General features: G+C 40.4%; 14 protein-coding genes. All 14 read left to right on the plus strand.

Annotated features, from left to right (window positions below):
* The first annotated feature begins 64 nt into the window (after positions 1-64).
* The 14 genes from ACTWPF_RS06090 (at position 65) to ACTWPF_RS06155 (ending at position 18,428) form a co-directional block, all read left to right on the plus strand.
* A complete protein-coding gene (locus ACTWPF_RS06090) occupies positions 65-1,345 on the plus strand; it encodes a sugar ABC transporter substrate-binding protein (RefSeq protein WP_443148680.1) in 1,281 nt (426 codons plus the stop codon).
* 150 nt (positions 1,346-1,495) lie between these two features.
* Positions 1,496-2,794, plus strand: a complete 1,299-nt coding sequence (locus tag ACTWPF_RS06095) for an ABC transporter permease subunit (protein WP_443148681.1) — start codon at positions 1,496-1,498, stop codon at positions 2,792-2,794.
* A gap of 5 nt (positions 2,795-2,799) precedes the next feature.
* Positions 2,800-3,642 (plus strand): sugar ABC transporter permease, encoded by an 843-nt coding sequence (locus ACTWPF_RS06100; protein ID WP_161464791.1) that lies wholly within the window; start codon positions 2,800-2,802, stop codon positions 3,640-3,642.
* A 29-nt stretch (positions 3,643-3,671) separates the two neighbouring features.
* Positions 3,672-6,026 carry a glycoside hydrolase family 31 protein gene (locus ACTWPF_RS06105; protein WP_443148682.1) on the plus strand — a complete coding sequence of 785 codons (2,355 nt, stop codon included), beginning with the start codon at positions 3,672-3,674 and terminating at the stop codon, positions 6,024-6,026.
* A gap of 181 nt (positions 6,027-6,207) precedes the next feature.
* Positions 6,208-7,230, plus strand: coding sequence for a LacI family DNA-binding transcriptional regulator (locus tag ACTWPF_RS06110; protein WP_106897429.1), 1,023 nt, complete (start codon positions 6,208-6,210; stop codon positions 7,228-7,230).
* A gap of 211 nt (positions 7,231-7,441) precedes the next feature.
* Positions 7,442-8,401 carry an N-acetylglucosamine kinase gene (locus ACTWPF_RS06115; protein ID WP_443148683.1) on the plus strand — a complete coding sequence of 320 codons (960 nt, stop codon included), beginning with the start codon at positions 7,442-7,444 and terminating at the stop codon, positions 8,399-8,401.
* 12 nt (positions 8,402-8,413) lie between these two features.
* On the plus strand, positions 8,414-9,268 hold the full coding sequence (locus ACTWPF_RS06120) for a MurR/RpiR family transcriptional regulator (protein ID WP_443148684.1): 855 nt from the start codon (positions 8,414-8,416) through the stop codon (positions 9,266-9,268).
* Positions 9,269-9,840: 572 nt separating this feature from the next.
* Positions 9,841-10,755, plus strand: a complete 915-nt coding sequence (murQ, locus tag ACTWPF_RS06125) for an N-acetylmuramic acid 6-phosphate etherase (protein ID WP_161464703.1) — start codon at positions 9,841-9,843, stop codon at positions 10,753-10,755.
* 66 nt (positions 10,756-10,821) lie between these two features.
* Positions 10,822-12,177 (plus strand): ABC transporter substrate-binding protein, encoded by a 1,356-nt coding sequence (locus ACTWPF_RS06130; RefSeq protein ID WP_443148685.1) that lies wholly within the window; start codon positions 10,822-10,824, stop codon positions 12,175-12,177.
* Positions 12,178-12,256: 79 nt separating this feature from the next.
* The gene (locus ACTWPF_RS06135; protein ID WP_106897426.1) at positions 12,257-13,150 is read left to right on the plus strand and encodes a carbohydrate ABC transporter permease; all 894 of its coding nucleotides are present in this window, start codon (positions 12,257-12,259) and stop codon (positions 13,148-13,150) included.
* A gap of 36 nt (positions 13,151-13,186) precedes the next feature.
* Complete coding sequence (locus ACTWPF_RS06140; protein WP_106897425.1) at positions 13,187-14,029, plus strand: carbohydrate ABC transporter permease; 843 nt, start codon at positions 13,187-13,189, stop codon at positions 14,027-14,029.
* Between the two features lie 382 nt (positions 14,030-14,411).
* Positions 14,412-14,774 carry a PadR family transcriptional regulator gene (locus ACTWPF_RS06145; protein ID WP_058949076.1) on the plus strand — a complete coding sequence of 121 codons (363 nt, stop codon included), beginning with the start codon at positions 14,412-14,414 and terminating at the stop codon, positions 14,772-14,774.
* On the plus strand, positions 14,761-15,768 hold the full coding sequence (locus ACTWPF_RS06150; RefSeq protein ID WP_443148686.1) for an HAAS signaling domain-containing protein: 1,008 nt from the start codon (positions 14,761-14,763) through the stop codon (positions 15,766-15,768). Before ACTWPF_RS06145 ends, ACTWPF_RS06150 begins: the two co-directional genes overlap by 14 nt.
* Positions 15,769-16,379: 611 nt before the next feature.
* Entirely contained in the window at positions 16,380-18,428 is a 2,049-nt protein-coding gene (locus tag ACTWPF_RS06155; RefSeq protein ID WP_443148687.1) for a glycoside hydrolase family 3 protein, read from the plus strand.
* The last annotated feature ends 18 nt before the right edge of the window (positions 18,429-18,446 follow it).

Consider the following 18,446-nt stretch of genomic DNA (forward strand, 5'->3'; position numbering starts at 1 on the left):
ACAGCGTTTGTGCAAACGATTTCATAAATATACTTAACGCGCTGATATAGGGGAGGTAAATTAGATGAAGAAAAGATTTATTTACTTATTCGCAATGGTGTTACTCATTAGTATTCTAGCAGCTTGTGGACCTGATGAAGTAAATCAGGAAAGTAGTTCAAGTTCAGAAGAGGAAAGTGTAGAAGGTGAAATGCCAGAAAAGCCAGAGTCTTTGAAGCTTTGGGTGAACGCTGAAGAGAAACAACAAGAAGCAGTCGAAGAAATTACAAACAAATATACAGAAGAAACAGGAATTGAAGTGGAAATGGTTCCAGTAGATATGCTTGAACAAGTAGAAAAGCTTGATGTGGAAGGTCCTGCAGGTAATGGACCAGATATTATTTTCCAGCCGCATGATAGAATTGGAGATTTGGCACTTAGAGGCTTAGTTGAACCAGTTAATTTTGGTGATTTAGAAAGCGATTACACAGATACTGCATTGCAGGCTGTCCAATTTGAGGAAGAGTATTGGGGATATCCGGCTGTAATTGAAACATATGCAATGTACTACAATAAATCGCTTGTTGAAGAAGCTCCAGAATCAATGGAGGATATCATGGCAATTGCAGAACGTGATACGAACGCAGCAAACGACGAATTTGGATTTTTGATGGAAGCTGCTAACCTCTACTTTGTGTATCCGTTCTTCTCAGGTAACGGTGCATACGTGTTTGCAAATGAAGGCGGAAATTATGACATTTCAGATATTGGCCTTGCAAATGAAGGCGCAGTAAAAGGTGGCGAACTTGTTAAATCTTGGTTCGACAATGGATATATTCCGCAGGATTTAACACCAGATATTATGAATGGTCTTTTCCAAGAAGGTAAGGTTTCAAGTGTAATCAATGGTCCATGGATGGTTCGAGATTATTCAGAGGCTTTAGGTGATGACTTGGCAGCTATGCCGTTACCTGTTTTAGATAATGGTGAAAACCCGAAATCATTTGTAGGGGTAAAATCTTATATGCTTTCCTATTACTCTGAAAATAAAGAGTGGGCAGAAGATCTAATGGCATACATTACAAACTATGATAACTCGAAGATTTACTATGAAACAGCTGGTGAGATTCCTGCTAGGGATGATGTAATGGAAGATCCAATTATCGCAGAAGATCCTATTTTCTCTGCGTTTGCTGAACAAACAACATATGGCGAACCAATGCCAAGCATTCCGGCAATGCAGCAAGTGTGGGATCCGTTTAACGATGCATTGAGTTTTATTTCTAAAGGTGAGCCTGTAGACGAAGTTTTACAAGAAGCAGTAGATACAATTCATGAGCAGATCGAGGCTTCTGGAGCAAATTAAATATAAAGTGAAGCTTCAATTAATGGTGGGTTTCGTTCTTCCACTGATTGTTAGTTGAACGAATTGGGATTAATTGACTGTATGGAAAGAGGTTTCACGTCTTTCCATACAGTTGTTTACATACGGGTTGAAAATATAGGGGGAACTCAAATGGCAACGAAACAACCAAAGGGAAAAACCGGTATAACACGGCTGCGAAATCTAGCAACGCTTCTATCTATCCTTTTGCCTGGACTAGGGCAACTATATAATAGAAGATTCCTAAAAGGTATTCTTATTTTCCTTGTAGCAGTGTCTTTCTTAGTCACAACATGGAACTATATCGATATTGGAATTTGGGGGTTGTTTACGCTTGGTACGGTCCCACGTGATCATCACTCCATACAGTTATTAATTCAAGGTATTATCTCATTAATTGTACTTGCGTTCGGAATTGCAATCTATGTATATAACATTCGGGATGCTAGAAAAGATGCAAAGGCAAGGGAGGATAACAAACCGAATCCTACCTTACTACAAGGGATGACTAGTTTTTATGACAATGGTTTTCCTTACTTCATGATCTTACCTGGACTGCTTTTACTTCTATTTATTGTAGTTGTTCCACTCGTATTTATGTTGGCTTTAGCATTTACGGACTACAATCAATATAACGCACCCCCACGTAATCTATTAAGTTGGGTTGGCTTTGATAATTTCGTAGACTTGGCAAACGTTGGAATTTGGAAAGACACGTTTTTGAGTGTGTTTTCTTGGACAATTGTGTGGACGGTTGTAGCTACAACAATGCAAATTGTATTAGGTTTGTTTTTAGCACTACTTGTAAACGATAAAAGAATTAAATTTAAGCGGACAATTCGTACAGTACTAATACTTCCATGGGCTGTTCCCGCTTTCGTTTCCATCTTAATATTTTCTGCGCTATTTAACCCTACATTTGGGGCAATTAATCGTGATCTACTTAGTCAATTTGAAGTCATGATTCCATGGTTGTCAGATCCGTATTGGGCAAAAATGGCGTTGATTATGATTCAGACATGGCTAGGCTTTCCATTTGTATTTGCTCTCTTTACTGGGGTACTCCAAAGTGTTCCTCAGGATATGTATGAAGCAGCAGATGTGGATGGTGGCACACGCTTTCAAAAATTACGTTTTATTACGATGCCACATTTATTGTTTGCGACAGCTCCATTATTAATTATGCAATATGCCGGGAATTTTAATAACTTTAACATAATCTACCTGTTTAACGAAGGAAACCCTGCCGTTCGAGGTCAAAACGCAGGGGGAACAGATATTTTAATTTCCTGGGTCTATAAGTTAACTTTTGAAACAAATAACTATAATATGGCAGCTGCAATAACGATTATTATGGGATTAATCATTTCTATTTTTGCCTTTTTCCAATTTAGAAAAACCGCATCATTTAAAGAGGAGGGACGTTACTAATGGCAATGTCGAGGAAAAAGAAATCAAGAATTGAAGTAGCGTTCATCTATTTATTCTTTTTAATTATGTTTGTCATTATTGGATACCCTTTGTTTTGGGCTCTCATGATGAGTCTTAACCCAGGATCTAATATGCTCGTAACAGATCTGTTTCCCAAAGCACCGACCTTGGAACATTATAAATGGCTATTTACAGATCCGAACAGTGACTATTTAATATGGTATCGAAACAGTTTGTATGTCGCAGTCGTTAATGCAGTAGGTTCGGTCATTATTACGTCATTGATAGCCTATGCTTTTTCCAGATATAAATTTGTGGGAAGAAAATATGGTTTGTATATGTTCCTATTACTGCAAATGTTTCCAGCGCTTATGGGAATGGTAGCTTTATATATTTTGCTTAACACAATCGGATTAACTGATTCACTGTTTGGCTTAATGGTTATTTACTTAGGTGGTCAGATTCCATTTAATGCGTGGCTCGTGAAAGGCTATTTTGATACGATTCCGAAAGAATTAGATGAAGCAGCTAAAATAGACGGCGCAGGACATTTAAAAATCTTTTGGACAATTATGCTACCACTCGCCAAACCAATCCTAGCTGTTGTCGCGTTATTTAATTTCATGGCGCCATTTATGGACTTTTTGTTGCCGAGAATCGTATTAACAAGTCCGGAAAACTTCACTTTAGCGCTTGGTTTATATAACTTTATTAATGATCAGTTTTCTACCAACTTTACCCGATTTGCTGCCGGTTCTATCTTGATCGCAATACCAATTGCGCTTGTCTTTTTACTCCTACAGCGTTATTTAATATCTGGTTTAACATCAGGAGCTACAAAAGGGTAGACATCAAAAAGAAAACAGGAGGAACCCATATGCTTGAAGATACAAGCTTTGCCATACTACCAGAGAATAAACAAGATACGACTGGAAAACATTATCTCGATATAGGGAATGTTCTTTCCATTGAAAAACAACAGAATATGTACCAACTAGCATGTACGAATGGGTTTGTGACACTTTGTTTTTATACGGATGCCATTCTCAGAGTTGTGATGAACCCTACATCACAGCCTGTGCTGGATCTTTCCAAATCAGTACATGTAACACCATTAGATGTTTCCGTTTCAGAAGAGGATTCTGAAGCGGTGTTGCTTCTTAAAACAAAGAAACTTGAAGTGAAGATAGAGAAAAACCCATTGCGGATCACCGTCAAAGATGAAAACTCTCGAATTCTTGTAAAAGAACAAGAGCGGGGAATGGCATACGACCAAAATGGGGAAATACGTGTATGGAAACAAATGGAGGAATCAGACCATTTCTATGGATTTGGAGAGAAGAGTGGTTTTCTTGACAAACGTGGTGAAAAATATGAAATGTGGAACACGGATGTATATGCACCACATAATCCCGAAACAGATCCATTATACGAGTCTATTCCTTATTTTATGACATTACGGAATGGGAAAGCTCACGGTATCTTTTTTGATAACACATTCCGTACCTTTTTTGATATGAAGTCAGAGATTGATAGATATTCCTTTTCAGCAGAAGGGGGACAGCTTGATTATTATGTCCTAGCAGGTCCGGATCCGAAAAAGGTACTTGAACAGTATACGTACTTAACAGGAAGAATGCCGATTCCGCCGAAATGGGCGATCGGTTATCACCAATCACGTTATAGTTACGAAACAGAAGCGGAAGTAAGAGAGCTCGCAGCCAATTTCTTAGAACGTGATATTCCAGTCGACGTGATCCATCTTGATATCCACTATATGAATGGATACCGGGTATTCACCTTTGACAGAGATCGTTTTCCAAATCCGGAAAAGCTAATCGCAGATCTGCGCGAAATGGGTATACGGGTTGTTCCAATTGTGGACCCAGGGGTAAAGCAGGATGCAGAATACCCGATTTATCAAGAAGGTGTACAAGGGGATAATTTTTGTAAATATATTGAAGGTGACATTTATTTTGGCGATGTTTGGCCAGGTAAAAGTGCGTTCCCTGATTTCACGGAAGAGAAAGTTCGGAAGTGGTGGGGCGAAAAGCATGCATTCTATACAGATATGGGCATTGAGGGAATTTGGAATGATATGAACGAGCCTGCTGTATTTAACGAAACGAAAACGATGGATACTTCGGTCATGCACCGAAATGATGGCCGTCCAACTACACACAAAGAACTCCATAATGTGTATGGGCTGTTAATGGGGAAAGCAACTTATGAGGGGATGAAGGATCAGCTTCAAGGAAAACGCCCTTTCTTACTTACACGGGCAGGTTATTCAGGAGTGCAGCGATACGCAGCTGTCTGGACAGGGGATAACCGAAGCTTCTGGGAGCATTTACAAATGTCCTTACCAATGGTCATGAACCTCGGTTTGTCTGGTGTAGCATTTACAGGACCTGATGTTGGTGGATTTGCTCATGATACCAACCCTGAACTGCTTGTACGCTGGACACAGGTTGGCGCATTTACACCGTATTTCCGTAACCACTCTGCACTGAATACAACGTATCAAGAGCCATGGCAATTTGGTGAAAAATACGAAACGATCATGAAAAAATATATGCAGATGCGGTATGAATGGCTTCCACAGCTTTACAGTCTATTCTTTAAGGCTAGCCAAACAGGACTTCCTGTCATGCGCCCGCTATTTATGGAATACCCGGTTGATGAAAGAACGTACAATCTGAATGATGTGGTCATGATTGGCGATAATGTTCTATTGGCGCCAATTCTTTCGCCAGGAGTAACAGATCGTGCGGTGTACTTGCCTGAAGGGGAATGGATACTATGGGCGACAGGTGAAACTTATGAAGGTAAACGTGCCCATTTGGTTCACGCTGAGCTTGTGGATCTTCCGCTTTTCATTAAAAAGGGAACGGCTGTTATGCAAACAAAGTGGGTTTCAAATCAAGAGAAAGAAACAAAACAACGCAGCATGCATGTAGTGGCAGGTAACCCAGGTGATGTCTACTCCTTCACGTACTATGATGATGATGGCGAGACGTTTGCTTACGAAAAAGGCGAATACTTAAAATGGAATATTGAGATCAAATCAGAGGAAGATGCGATCCATGTTACCATTTTAGATAAAGAAGGAAATTATACGCCTCCATATAAGGAAGTAGACGTTAATCTAGCCGGGTTAAAACCGAATCAAAATGTTATACTAAATGGAAAAACATACGAAGACAAACAACAATTGAAGATAATTTTATAAGTGCGTGTTCAAAAAGGAGGATAAAAAGGACCAAGAAGTTCGAGGCGGCGTAGCTTTGAGTATCGGAACGTATGCAATTAATACGTGAGGTACGGAAAAGCAAGCCAACGAAGAAATTCGATGTGTCATTTTTACCGGATTTTTTGAGCAACCTCTATAATGAAAAGTAGTGGGTGAGTATATGGTAACAATTAAAGATGTAGCAAAGGCAACAGGGGTTTCACCTTCTACTGTGTCACGAGTGATTGCCGATAATCCAAGAATAAGTCCAGATACGAAAAAGAAGGTTCGCAAAGCAATGAAGGACCTGGGATACCACCCAAACGTAAACGCCCGAAATCTTGTCGTGAAATCAACAAAAGCAATTGGCGTAATTCTGCCATCTTCTGCTGATAAATCTTTACAAAATCCTTTTTTCCCAGAAGTACTAAGGGGAATTGGTTCCATTACACATAAAATGCAGTATTCCATGACATTATCGAGTGGAGATACAGAGGAAGAAATTTTTAATGAAGTGGAACGTATGGTTTATGGTAGCTACGTTGATGGGGTTATTCTCCTATATTCCCGTGTAAACGATCGGATTACGGATTTCTTAATCGAAACAAACTTCCCTTTTGTTATTGTCGGGAAGCCGTATGACAATGTAAGCAATATTACACATGTGGACAATGATAATTTTAAAGCAGGTAAAGACATTACTTCCTATCTAATTGAGCAAGGGCATGAACGAATTGCTTTCATAGGTGGTGCGAAGGATTTATTTGTGACAGTTGACCGGGAAGCTGGTTATGAGGCGGCAATGCGAGAGGCGGGCATTCCAGAAAATCCGGCGTATAAACTGCACACTGAGTTTTTAAAATCTGGTGGTAGGGAAGCGGTGGAAAAGCTCCTGTCACTTGATGTGAAACCAACAGGCATTGTCGTAACAGATGATCTGATGAGTTTAGGTGTGCTAAGTACGTTGGAGGAGTTAGGATTCCATGTTCCACTTGATATGTCGTTGGTAAGTTTTAATAATGTTTATTTATCGGAAATAACCAGGCCTGCTTTAACGACGGTGGATGTACAAATCCATCAGCTTGGAGCACAGTCAGCAAAAGCGCTGATTGAATTGACACTGAATAAGGACGAACCGGCTAAGCGAATTATTATCCCACATCAAATTGTCTACAGGGATTCGGTAAGTAAAATAGAAAAATAGTGGAAGATAGCTCTGTTCTCAGGAATGGAGCTATTTTTTTAGGTAGATAGGGAGGTCAGTTCTCTATTGAAAACTTTCCTGATATTTTCAACTTGTCTGCTATAAAAGTAAATGAAATTTTATGTTATAATAATATTTCAATAATTACTAATGGATTTAAAATAAAATTTTGTTAAGAAAGTAAAGTATGCAATCAAGGGGAGGGAGATAGATGGCGTATTATATGGGAATAGATGGCGGAGGTACGAAAACCCAAGCCGTATTGGCTGATGAGAACGGGAACATTTTATCGCGGGCTATTAGTGGAGCAAGTAATCCAAATGCTGTCGGCGAAAAACAGCTGATCCAAGTGTTTCAAACTCTTTTTCTAGAACTGGATAACGAGGGAAAAACACGGCTAGAGAATGTGAAATTGGTATATGCCGGCATTGCAGGGTCAGCCAATCCAGCAAACCATATCCTATTAGAAAGCATCCTCTCCGAGCTCCTTCCACATGCAACTGTTTTTGTTGAGCCGGATGCTATTTGCGCCTTGTATTCGGGGACATATGGGGGAGCGGGGATCGTTCAGATTGCTGGCACAGGTTCCATTACATACGGGATGAATGAAGCTGGTGAACAAGGAAGAGTTGGCGGATGGGGCTATTTATTTGGTGATGAGGGCAGTGGTTATGCAATAGGCAGAGCAGGCGTAACGGAGGCGTTGAAATCGGTTGATGGGAGAGGGGAACCTACCATTCTGCTTGAAATGCTTTACGAGCATTTTCAAGTATTGCAACCTCAGGAGCTTATAAAGAAAGTCTATAATGCCAAACAGCCGAAAACGATTATTGCGCCATTATCCCGCATTGTATTTCAAGCATATGCCCAAGAAGATGTCGTGGCACAAGCTATCTTACAACAGGCTGCCAAAGACATTGCTTCCCAAATTATGTCACTATATCGTACACTATTTACTAGTGATGAGAAAACAAAGGTCGTGCTTTGTGGTGGTGTTTTTCAAGAGAAAGCAGTCATGCCAGTACTTTTAAAAGACTATTTGAAAAATATTCCACTTATCCTCGTGCAACCAGAATTTCCACCAGTGGCTGGTTCGCTAATCGGGGCATACAAACAAGCAACTATTCAAGTAAGCCAAAACATGTTAGAGCAGATGAAAAATACACAATAAGAAGGTGAAGTCATGGCGCATGTTAAAGGCGGACTCGTGATTTTGAAAGAAATGGTGAACAGTCTGTCACCATCAGAGCGTAAGGTTGCAACATATATTATTGACCATCCACAGGAAGCGATCCATCTCACGGCACTCGGTCTAGGGGAAAAAAGTAATACAAGCAGTGCAGCAGTGATCCGGTTGTGTAAATCACTTGGCGTTAAAGGATTTCAGGAATTAAAAATACGGGTAACCGGGGATCTACAGACAGATGACGCAACCGTTTACCGGGATATTGAGCCGAATGAAACTTATAAAAGTATTATAGATAAAGTGACAGCGAACACAGTGCAAACATTGAAGGAAACAGTGGACATTATTGATGAGAATCAATTGAAAAAAGCGGTAGAAGCATTAGCGAATGCAAATTCTATCGTACTCGCAGGGGTGGGTGCGTCTTATATTGCCGCCAAGGATGGAGAGCAAAAGTTTCAGCGAATCGATAAAAATGCCTATTCCTTTTCAGACATTCATTTAGCAGCAACACTGATTGCAAACAAAGGAAAAGGAGATGTCGTGATCGGGATATCTTTTTCTGGGGACACACAGGAAGTTGCCAAATTACTTCAGTTAGCAAAACAACGTGACATTACAACGATAGGGATAACGAAATATGGAAATTCCCTAGTTAGCCAATATGCTGATATATTATTACATACGTCTGCAGCAAAGGAAGCAACCTTTCGCAGTGGGGCTACCTCGTCTCGAATTGCCCAGTTACATGTCGTTGATATGTTATTGATGTGTCTTGCATCCAACCATTATGAAGAAACAATCCAACACCTTGATGCATCAAGAGAAGCGGTCATGTTTTTACGTGATTAACCAAGAGAATCCAGCAGCGTCCAACGATTCCAACTTAAGCTAGGTAGAGATAAGTTTTACTGAAGAAGTTTAAGAAACAGGACGCTTTATATGCTGTGTGAAATTTTATTTCTTATTTTAAAAATAAAATTGACAAAAAATATCATTCACCCTATAATAAAATTGTATTCAAAAGGAGGATAAAAAGGACCAAGAAGTTCGAGGCGGTGTAGTTTTGAGTACCAGAACGTATGCATTAATACGTGAGGAACGGGCTTGCACAGGATGTGCTGACTTCGACGTTGCCCACAGGACGTGGGCGATATTAGTAGAAGTTCACCTTTGCCAACGAAGAAATTCGATGCGTCATTTTTACTGGACTTTTTGAACAACCTATAAACAACTTAACAAAGAGCTGCACAGACACCTAGGACAAAATGGAGTACGCTGGCAGATGAAAGAAGTCGGTAGAATTAAAGAATTTTTTTACGGGCTTCCTTATAGAAAATGTATGAAAGCGCTTTAATTCTATTTAGTGCCCCACCAATTAAAATTTTATTTCAGCTTTTAGCAGATAAGGAGATTATATACATATGAACCTATCTAATCTTGCCGGATTGGTTACGGAGCAAAGAAATCCTAATTCTATGAACCTGGATGGAATGCCAACTCGCGACATCCTACAACTCATAAATGAGGAAGATAAACAGGTCGCCATAGCAGTGGAAAAAGTCCTGCCACAAATCGAGACAGTCGTCACACAGGTATACAATGCATTAAAAAGTGGAGGAAGGTTATTCTATGTCGGTGCTGGTACGAGTGGACGACTTGGTGTTATGGATGCATCCGAGTGCCCACCAACCTTTATGACGCCACCGGAATTAGTCCAGACGGTCATGGCTGGCGGAAACGGTGCCTTTTTCGAAGCGGTTGAGGGAGCAGAGGATCAAGAAGAACAAGGAGCTCTCGATATTACAGAACGCAATGTGACAGCAGCAGATGTTGTGATTGGGATTACTGCTAGTGGAAGAACACCATATCCAATTGGTGCTGTAAAATATGCCAAGAAAATTGGTGCATTTACAGCTTCGCTTACTAGCAATAAAGACTCTGAGATTAGCAGTTTTGTAGACTGTCCAATGGAAGTGATCGTAGGACCGGAAATTTTAACTGGTTCTACCCGAATGAAAGCTGCAACCTCACATAAAATGGTATTAAACATGATTAGTACAGCCGTTATGGTGAAACTTGGAAAAGTTTATGAGAATCTCATGGTCGATGTCCATGCAAGCAACTATAAGCTGAAGGAAAGGGCAAAGAGAAATGTGATTGCCATTACGGAGGCAAGTTATGAATCAGCTGAGGAAGCATTGGAAAAAACCGATTATAAAGTAAAACCAGCCATTATTATGTTGAAGACAGGAAAGAGCCTCCAAGAAATAGACGTTGCCTTAATTGCAACAGATGGTAATGTACGAGAAGCAATCAAGTCCTTAATAGGGGAATAACATGAACGGCATTTTTAGCCTTCGTGTGTTTCATATAATAGTAATTAAACAAAGGGGGATTTTAGGATGAAGGGAATAAAGAAAAGCCGCATCTTGTTTCTGTTTGTTGCCATGCTGCTAATCGCATTCACTGTCGCCTGCTCGAACGATGAAGATGCAGGTGGAGAGGCAGATTCAGATGGTAATGATTCAGGTAGTAGCGAGGGTGGTATTTCAGGAGATTTAGAGCTTCAGTATTTTGTAGGTGGATATGGGGATTCTTGGTGGAAAGAAGTAATTGCAGGTTTTAAAGAAGAGTACCCAGACGTAAATGTTATCGAGCATGCCGGACCGAATATTAACGAAGAAATGCGGTCGCGTTGGGTATCCAATGATCCACCTGATGTCGTGTATATCGACGGAGCAGGATCTAGTGAAGCACAAATGGTAGAAGATGGGCAGCTTATGAATCTATCAGATTGGCTTCAAGATATTGAACTAGAAAACGGAGATAAACTTGTTGACAGTTTTATTGTTGAGCCAGCGAATTATGATGGCGATGTCTACACGCTTCCACTTGTATTTGATACGTGGGGAACATGGTATGACAAAGCAAAATTCGAGGATAAAGGCTATGAAGTTCCGACAGATTTTGAAAGCCTAATGAGTTCGATGGAAGAAATTAAGGAAAGTGAAGGAATCGATCCATTTGTAACAAGTGGTCAGCATCCATACTACTTCCTACGTGGAGCACTTTATCCTGCATTTGGGGCAGCTGGGGGAGAAGAGTTGCTAACAGATGTTATCCAAGGTGCTGAGGGAGCTTGGACAAGTGAACCAGTTCTTGAAATAATGAAGCGAGTAGAAAGAATGGCAGACGAAGGAATGTTTGATTCTGGGCTTGGTGCTTTAAACCATACCCAATCACAAATGAATTTTCTTTTAGGTGATAATGCCTTTATTCCAGTAGGATTCTGGTTACCAAATGAAATGAAAAATGATATTCCAGAAGGCTACGAGTTTGGGTTTATCCCATCACCTATGCAAGCGCCTGATGAGACGTATGCAATTGTACCAGATTTACGTCCACTTGCTATTGCAGAAAATGCGGAAAATCCAGAAGCTGCAAAAGCATTTGTAGAGTTTGCTTTCACACGTGAATATGCAATGTCATTCTCAGAGCATACAGGCGCGATCATGAACCTTACAGAGGTTGACCTAACGCAAAGCGACAAGGTGCCAGCATATTTAACAGAAGCAAATGCAATGATCAATGATCCAGAACAAGTACAAATTTACAACAAGCCACATCCAATGAGTGCTGATCTAGAAACACCGGTTGGAAATGCGCTTATGTCACTAATGCTGGGTAATTCAACAGCAGAGGAATTTGTAGAAGAAGCAGAAAAGGCAGCTGCCGAGTATCGCAGCAGTAACGAATAGGAAAACAGGTATCAGCAGGAGTCTCATCTCTCCTGCTGATCCATTTTTTCGAAATAACTATTAAAGAAAGAGGGATAAGATGGTACAGTCAAAAAAGCAAAAATACCTATTTCTGGCTTTTTGTTTAATCCCAACCTTTGTCTTGTTTGCCATATTTACGCTTTATCCGCTGTTTAGTGGTCTGTACTATTCATTTTTTGATTGGTCAGGCTCCTCGCAAAACAAGGACTTTGTTGGCTTGGCGAACTACATAAAGCTTGTGAAAGATGCAATCATACCAAATACGATTATCCATGACTATTTCCTTGTTGCTACAAAAGTAATTGGCATTATGGTTATGGCATTGTTTTTTGCTGTAGCCCTAACCCAACTTAAAATAAAGGAAGCGCCATTTTATCGTATTGTTTTCTTTTTCCCAAATATAATGAGTGTCGTCGTTATCGGGATTCTTTGGACGTTTATTTACAATCCTAACCTTGGTCTAGTTAACTCAGGACTTGAATTTATTGGTTTAGAAAGCTTAGCAAAACCATGGCTAGGAGACGAGGATTGGGCATTGCCAAGTCTTGTGCTACCATCGGTTTGGGCAGGGATTGGGTTATTTATGCTCTTGCTAATGGGCGGAATATCCAATGTTTCAAAAAGCTATTATGAAGCAGCAGAATTGGACGGAGCATCAGAATGGCAGCAATTTTGGAAGGTAACACTCCCACTTATCTGGCCTCAGGTGAAAATCTCCATACTATATATCGTGATTACCACATTAAATGGCTCCTTTATTATTGTACAGGTCATGACAGGTGGTGGGCCAAATAACGCTACACATGTAATGGGCTCTTATCTATACCAGCAGGCCTTTGTACAATATAACTTCGGCTATGGTGCCACAATCGGTGTAATGATTTTGATCATTTCCTTGCTGACTGTCTTAATCCTTCAGTTCATTATGCGCCGAGATAAAGTAGAGTACTAACTAGCACGGATTACCGATAAAGAGGAGGAATTTATTGTGAAACGAAGCGTCGGCCAGATCCTTGGTAGAACAGGGATACGGATTCCGTTGATCCTTTGGTCATTAGCAGTATTGTATCCGATTTTCTGGATGTTTCTAGGAGCCTTTAAATCCAATGCAGAAATTTATCGAAACCCTTGGGGATTCCCCGAATCCTTTAGTTTTGACAACTTCGTTACTGCTTGGACGAACTATAATATTGATGTTAGTGTCTTCAACAGTTTAATCGTAACTGTAGTGGGTGCTGTTTTAACGCTTGTATTAGCAATCCCCACTGCTTATGCCATTGAGAGAATTAACTTCCGTGGTAGTAAAATATTATTTACCGTTTACGTGTCCGCCATGATGATTCCTATGGTGCTTGGCTGGATCCCGCTCTTTTTCCTACTATCAGATTTAGGATTATTAGACAATATTTATGGACTGGCGATTGTGTATGCGGTAAGTCAGTTGCCATTTTCCATCTTTGTTCTAACAAGCTTTATTGGTACCATTCCAAAATCTTTAGAGGAATCAGCAGCAATGGATGGCATGTCACCTTACAAAGTATTATGGAAAATCATCACACCACTCAGTATGTCAGGGATCATCACCGTTACCATTATGAACGCCATTCAATTTTGGAACGAATATTTCATGGCACTCATATTCCTGAATTCCAGCGAAAACTATACCCTTGCGTTAGCCATTGATTTTATTAGTAGTGAAGCACAATATACGAATGCCTGGGGGACATTATTCGCCGGCCTTGTCATCGCCATCGTACCAGTCATCATCTTATACGCAATCTTCCAAAGGCGTATATCCAAGGGCATGACAGAAGGTGCAATCAAAGGTTAATAGAAAACACCAATCCAAATGAGATTGGTGTTTTTTTGATGGTTGGATTGTGGGTGCGCGTGACGATGAGGAGAAGTCGCGTGGGGGAGTGAAGAAACGCTTGAGTATCCGAAAATGCCGCGTGAGAAGCTGCCGAACTAGCGTGAGGACTCTGGAAACACGCAGCTAGCCCAAAAAGTCGCGGTACCAACATTAAATCACCGAATGCCGCACATAATCAGTACATTTAATCATTCAAAACTTTTCTCCATCTGCCAACTGGACACATAAAATATAAATCATTATTTCTAATAGTTATCAACACAATAGTTTACAATAAACTTTATTATGTACTGTACAATAGTGTGTCTCATACACTATAATAAATACAGGAGTTGATCATATGAAAGATGCACATGAGCATTTAGATAAACTAATGCAAGAACTGAGACGGGGAACCATTACGATTGGGGTACTAAGCCAGCTTTCTGAACCGCAGTATGGGTACTCACTCGTGACAATGCTCGGCGAAAATGGGGTCCATGTAGAACCTGGCACATTATACCCACTTTTAAGGAGGTTAGAGAAACAAGGCCTATTGGAAAGTAAGTGGGACACCAACGAAGCAAGGCCTAGAAAATATTATTTACTCAGCAAGACAGGGAAAGAGGTATATGATCTGCTCGTTGTTGAATGGAAAAGTATTGTGACAAGTTTAAATCATGTGATCGAGGATAAGGGAGATGATGTCGATGGAGATGGTTGAACGTTATATCTTTGCAGTTACGCAAAAGCTGCCACAATCACAGAGGAAAGATATTGCTATTGAACTTCGCGGTTTAATTGAAGACATGCTGGAAGATCGGTCCGGAAAAAATCACTACACGGAAAGGGATATAGAAGAAGTACTGCTGGAATTGGGCAGGCCGAAAGAATTAGCCGATAAGTATCGCAACACCAAAAAATACCTGATAGGACCAGAACTTTTTGACTCGTACCTATATATATTGAAGGTTATATTGGCAGTAGTAGGAATTTCTATAGGCATTGGATTCGCCATTCAGGTCGTTATCAATCCAGTAAATATTTTAGATCACTTCGTTGATATGATTGTTTCAGCTGTTACTGCATTGCCAATGGCTTTCGGGTGGACGACATTTGGATTTGCTATGGGAGAGTTAATGGGTAATGTGAAAAAGGAAGATTTACAATGGGAAAAAGAAGAGTGGAAACCAACTAACTTGCCACCGATTCCAGTTGAGCATAGTCGAGTTAAACGCGGTGAAGCCGTAACGAGTATTATTTTCTATGTGTTTTTTATCGTTCTGTTTTCCTTTTCAAGTGATTATTTAGGTGTTTGGGTTTTTCATGATGGATTTAATGGGGTTGTCCCCTTTTTGAATGAACAGAATTATGGGACCTACCTCGTATTCATTATTTTAATCTTAGGGATTGGAATATTAAACGAATGTTTAAAACTAGCTTTTGGAAAATGGAGCTATAAGTTAGTTTTATATACAACCGTTTCAAATACACTTTCTATGGCTGTCATTCTATTCATGGTAACGGCTACGGACTTTTGGAATCCAACGTTCATGAGTGAATTGGTAGAGGCAAATGTCCTTATTGCGGGCAGTGAAGGCTATGATACCGTCAATTGGATTTGGAGTCGGGTAACATTCTGGACTATTGTCATACTTATCCTCAGCCTAGTCTGGAATGGGATCGATGGATTTTTAAAAGCTAGAAAAAATAAGTGATAACGCTGTAGGCCTATTGCTACCTGTTCAAGCAGGTAGCAATAGGCTTTTTTTACAAAATGTGAAATCATGTATTAAAAGTGAATCGTCACCGCCCAAAGTGAATCGAGAGCACATCAAAGTGAATCGAGAGCGCATCAAAGTGAATCGACAGCACATCAAACTGAACCCATATCCACCCCAATAAAATCCTCTCTTCTAACCAAATGCCACACTTCATCAAAAACACGCTAATTTTGTCGAATCCCCGCGTGGAATAATATGTAAATCCAAAGTGAAAATCTTACACAAAGACATCAATCTGCAAAAAGTGTGTAGGAATACCTAGTGAGATAGTACGGACAAACTTTCCTGGTAAGAATAGATGCGCCCTCTCTACTAGCATTTCGGGTAATAACTAGTCCCAATATATCAATTTTGAAAACATAGAAAATTAAGACATAATTAAACAACATTTTTTAACAGCTTTTGCTATTGTCTAGATAACCCTATTAAGGACAAGGGGGATCCTACCTTTGACAAATTTTGAAGGGCGGTGTTTTCATGACTTGGAAATGTTGAGCCAGGAAATGAACCTCGAAATCAAATAAATGAATGAAGGAGGGATTTACTTGAAGCTGAAGCTACGAAAGGTAATCGCGTTTTTGTCAGCAGCTTTACTACTTCTGACACTTCCCATACCAGGGGGAATGAAAAATGTGTCAGCTGCTGAAAAGCAGGATGTAAACGAGGATGAGATTAACGCCATCATAGATGACATGACATTAGAAGAGAAAATTGGGCAGCTGTTTATTGTTCATGTATATGGCCAAACCCCAACTGACCCAAGATACGAGAACACCAATTTAAATAACAACCGCGGTGGGAAAAACTTTCAAGAGGTTATTGAAAACTACCATATCGGTGGGCTAATTTATTTTAATTGGTCCTACAACATTGGCACACCTTTGGATCCAGAACAGGTGCAGTCCCTGTCTAACGGTGTACAGGAAATTGCGGTCGAGCAGGATTCCGGCATTCCCTTATTTATTTCGACAGACCAGGAGGGCGGGATTGTCCAACGTGTAACAGAACCAGGGACGGTTTTTCCGGGAAACATGGCAATTGGAGCAACACGGTCTGAGGAGTTCGCTGCCCTATCTGGAAACATCATCGGCAAAGAGCTGAACAGTTTAGGGATTAACATGAACTTTGCACCAACCGTTGACGTGAACTTGAATCCGGCAAATCCAGTTATCGGAATTCGTTCTTTTGGTGAAGATCCTGAACTGGTTTCGAAGCTTGGTGTCTCGCAAATTAATGCATATAAAGAACAGAATGTAATCGCATCGGCAAAGCATTTTCCAGGACATGGTGACACGGATGTAGATTCCCATTATGGGCTTCCAGTCATTGACCATGATTTGGAAACATTACATGAAGTGGATTTAAAACCATTTAAAGAAGCAATTGATGCTGGAGTCGGTTCAATTATGACAGGACATATTGTCGTGCCAGCATTGGATGACTCAGGACTTCCGGCAACATTGTCAAAACCAATCATTACTGACTTACTTCGTGAGGAGCTTGGTTATGATGGCTTAATTATCACGGATAGCCTTGGTATGTCAGGTGCCAACGTAGTACCACCAGACCGTGTTCCGGTAGAATCCTTTAAAGCTGGTGTGGATATTTTATTAAATCCACCAGATGTAGAAGTGGCATATAATGGCATGCTGGAAGCTGTCCAATCCGGGGAAATTTCCGAGGAGCGTGTGGAAGAGTCGGTTTATCGCATTCTTCGGGCAAAAATGGAAAATGGCTTGTTTGAAGAAACGCAGACTAGCCCTGACAAGTTAGAGAATATTGGAACAGAAGCCAATTTACAGGCAGCAAAAGATATTGCGGACAAAAGCATTACTTTAGTTAAAAATGAGGACGTGTTACCAGTTCAAAACGATGAAAAGGTACTTGTTACTGGTCCATCAGTAGCCAAGCCATCCTTGCTTTATCAATTGTTAGAGGAAAAGGGTGTCGATGGACGTAGCTATGCAACGGGTACAAGTCCGACAGACAGTCAGATTGAGCAGGCTGTAGAGCACGCAGCAGATGCCGATAAAATTATTGTTACGACCTATACGGCGAATACAAATGAAAGACAGCGTGAATTTGTGGAAGCGCTTCAACAGACAGGAAAACCTGTAATTGTTTCGGCACATCGTAATCCATATGATGTGATGGTATTTCCAGAGGTAGGTGGTTATGTTGCTTCCTATAGCTATCTCGACGTGTCAATTAATGCGGTAGCTGGCGTGCTGGTAGGCGATATTAATCCATATGGAAAACTGCCTGTTACGATTCCAGATCTATATAACCTCGGGCATAGCCTGGATTATACAGATACTTCTCTCAGTGCTGAGGGGATGAAGCAGCTTGTCGATGAGTTGGCACAACAAGATGAAATTACAGATAGCCAAACGACCAGAGCGCTTACAACACATCTGTCAGCTATAGAACGATTTGAAGAGCGTGAGCTTGGAGATAAGGTCGTGAAGCACTTAGAAAGCTTCCAAGACTTGATTGCTCATTTCCATGATAACGACAAGATTACCGACAAAGCATACAGCTATCTAGAAACAGAAAGCTTGAAATTGCATGAAGTCTGGACTACGCAGGAATAAATCTACTTTTTAATCAAA

The organism is Oceanobacillus sp. M65, assembly GCF_052246275.1.
GTDB classification, from domain to species: domain Bacteria; phylum Bacillota; class Bacilli; order Bacillales; family Amphibacillaceae; genus Oceanobacillus_B; species Oceanobacillus_B jordanicus.

Bases quoted from the DNA above. Each gene is read 5' to 3' on its own strand.
- ACTWPF_RS06120 (WP_443148684.1), top strand. From the start codon at position 8,414: ATGGCGCATGTTAAAGGCGGACTCGTGATTTTGAAAGAAATGGTGAAC.
- ACTWPF_RS06110 (WP_106897429.1), top strand. From the start codon at position 6,208: ATGGTAACAATTAAAGATGTAGCAAAGGCAACAGGGGTTTCACCTTCT.
- ACTWPF_RS06105 (WP_443148682.1), top strand. From the start codon at position 3,672: ATGCTTGAAGATACAAGCTTTGCCATACTACCAGAGAATAAACAAGAT.
- ACTWPF_RS06090 (WP_443148680.1), top strand. From the start codon at position 65: ATGAAGAAAAGATTTATTTACTTATTCGCAATGGTGTTACTCATTAGT.
- ACTWPF_RS06135 (WP_106897426.1), top strand. From the start codon at position 12,257: ATGGTACAGTCAAAAAAGCAAAAATACCTATTTCTGGCTTTTTGTTTA.
- ACTWPF_RS06115 (WP_443148683.1), top strand. From the start codon at position 7,442: ATGGCGTATTATATGGGAATAGATGGCGGAGGTACGAAAACCCAAGCC.
- ACTWPF_RS06130 (WP_443148685.1), top strand. From the start codon at position 10,822: ATGAAGGGAATAAAGAAAAGCCGCATCTTGTTTCTGTTTGTTGCCATG.
- murQ (WP_161464703.1), top strand. From the start codon at position 9,841: ATGAACCTATCTAATCTTGCCGGATTGGTTACGGAGCAAAGAAATCCT.
- ACTWPF_RS06100 (WP_161464791.1), top strand. From the start codon at position 2,800: ATGTCGAGGAAAAAGAAATCAAGAATTGAAGTAGCGTTCATCTATTTA.
- ACTWPF_RS06145 (WP_058949076.1), top strand. From the start codon at position 14,412: ATGAAAGATGCACATGAGCATTTAGATAAACTAATGCAAGAACTGAGA.
- ACTWPF_RS06095 (WP_443148681.1), top strand. From the start codon at position 1,496: ATGGCAACGAAACAACCAAAGGGAAAAACCGGTATAACACGGCTGCGA.
- ACTWPF_RS06150 (WP_443148686.1), top strand. From the start codon at position 14,761: ATGGAGATGGTTGAACGTTATATCTTTGCAGTTACGCAAAAGCTGCCA.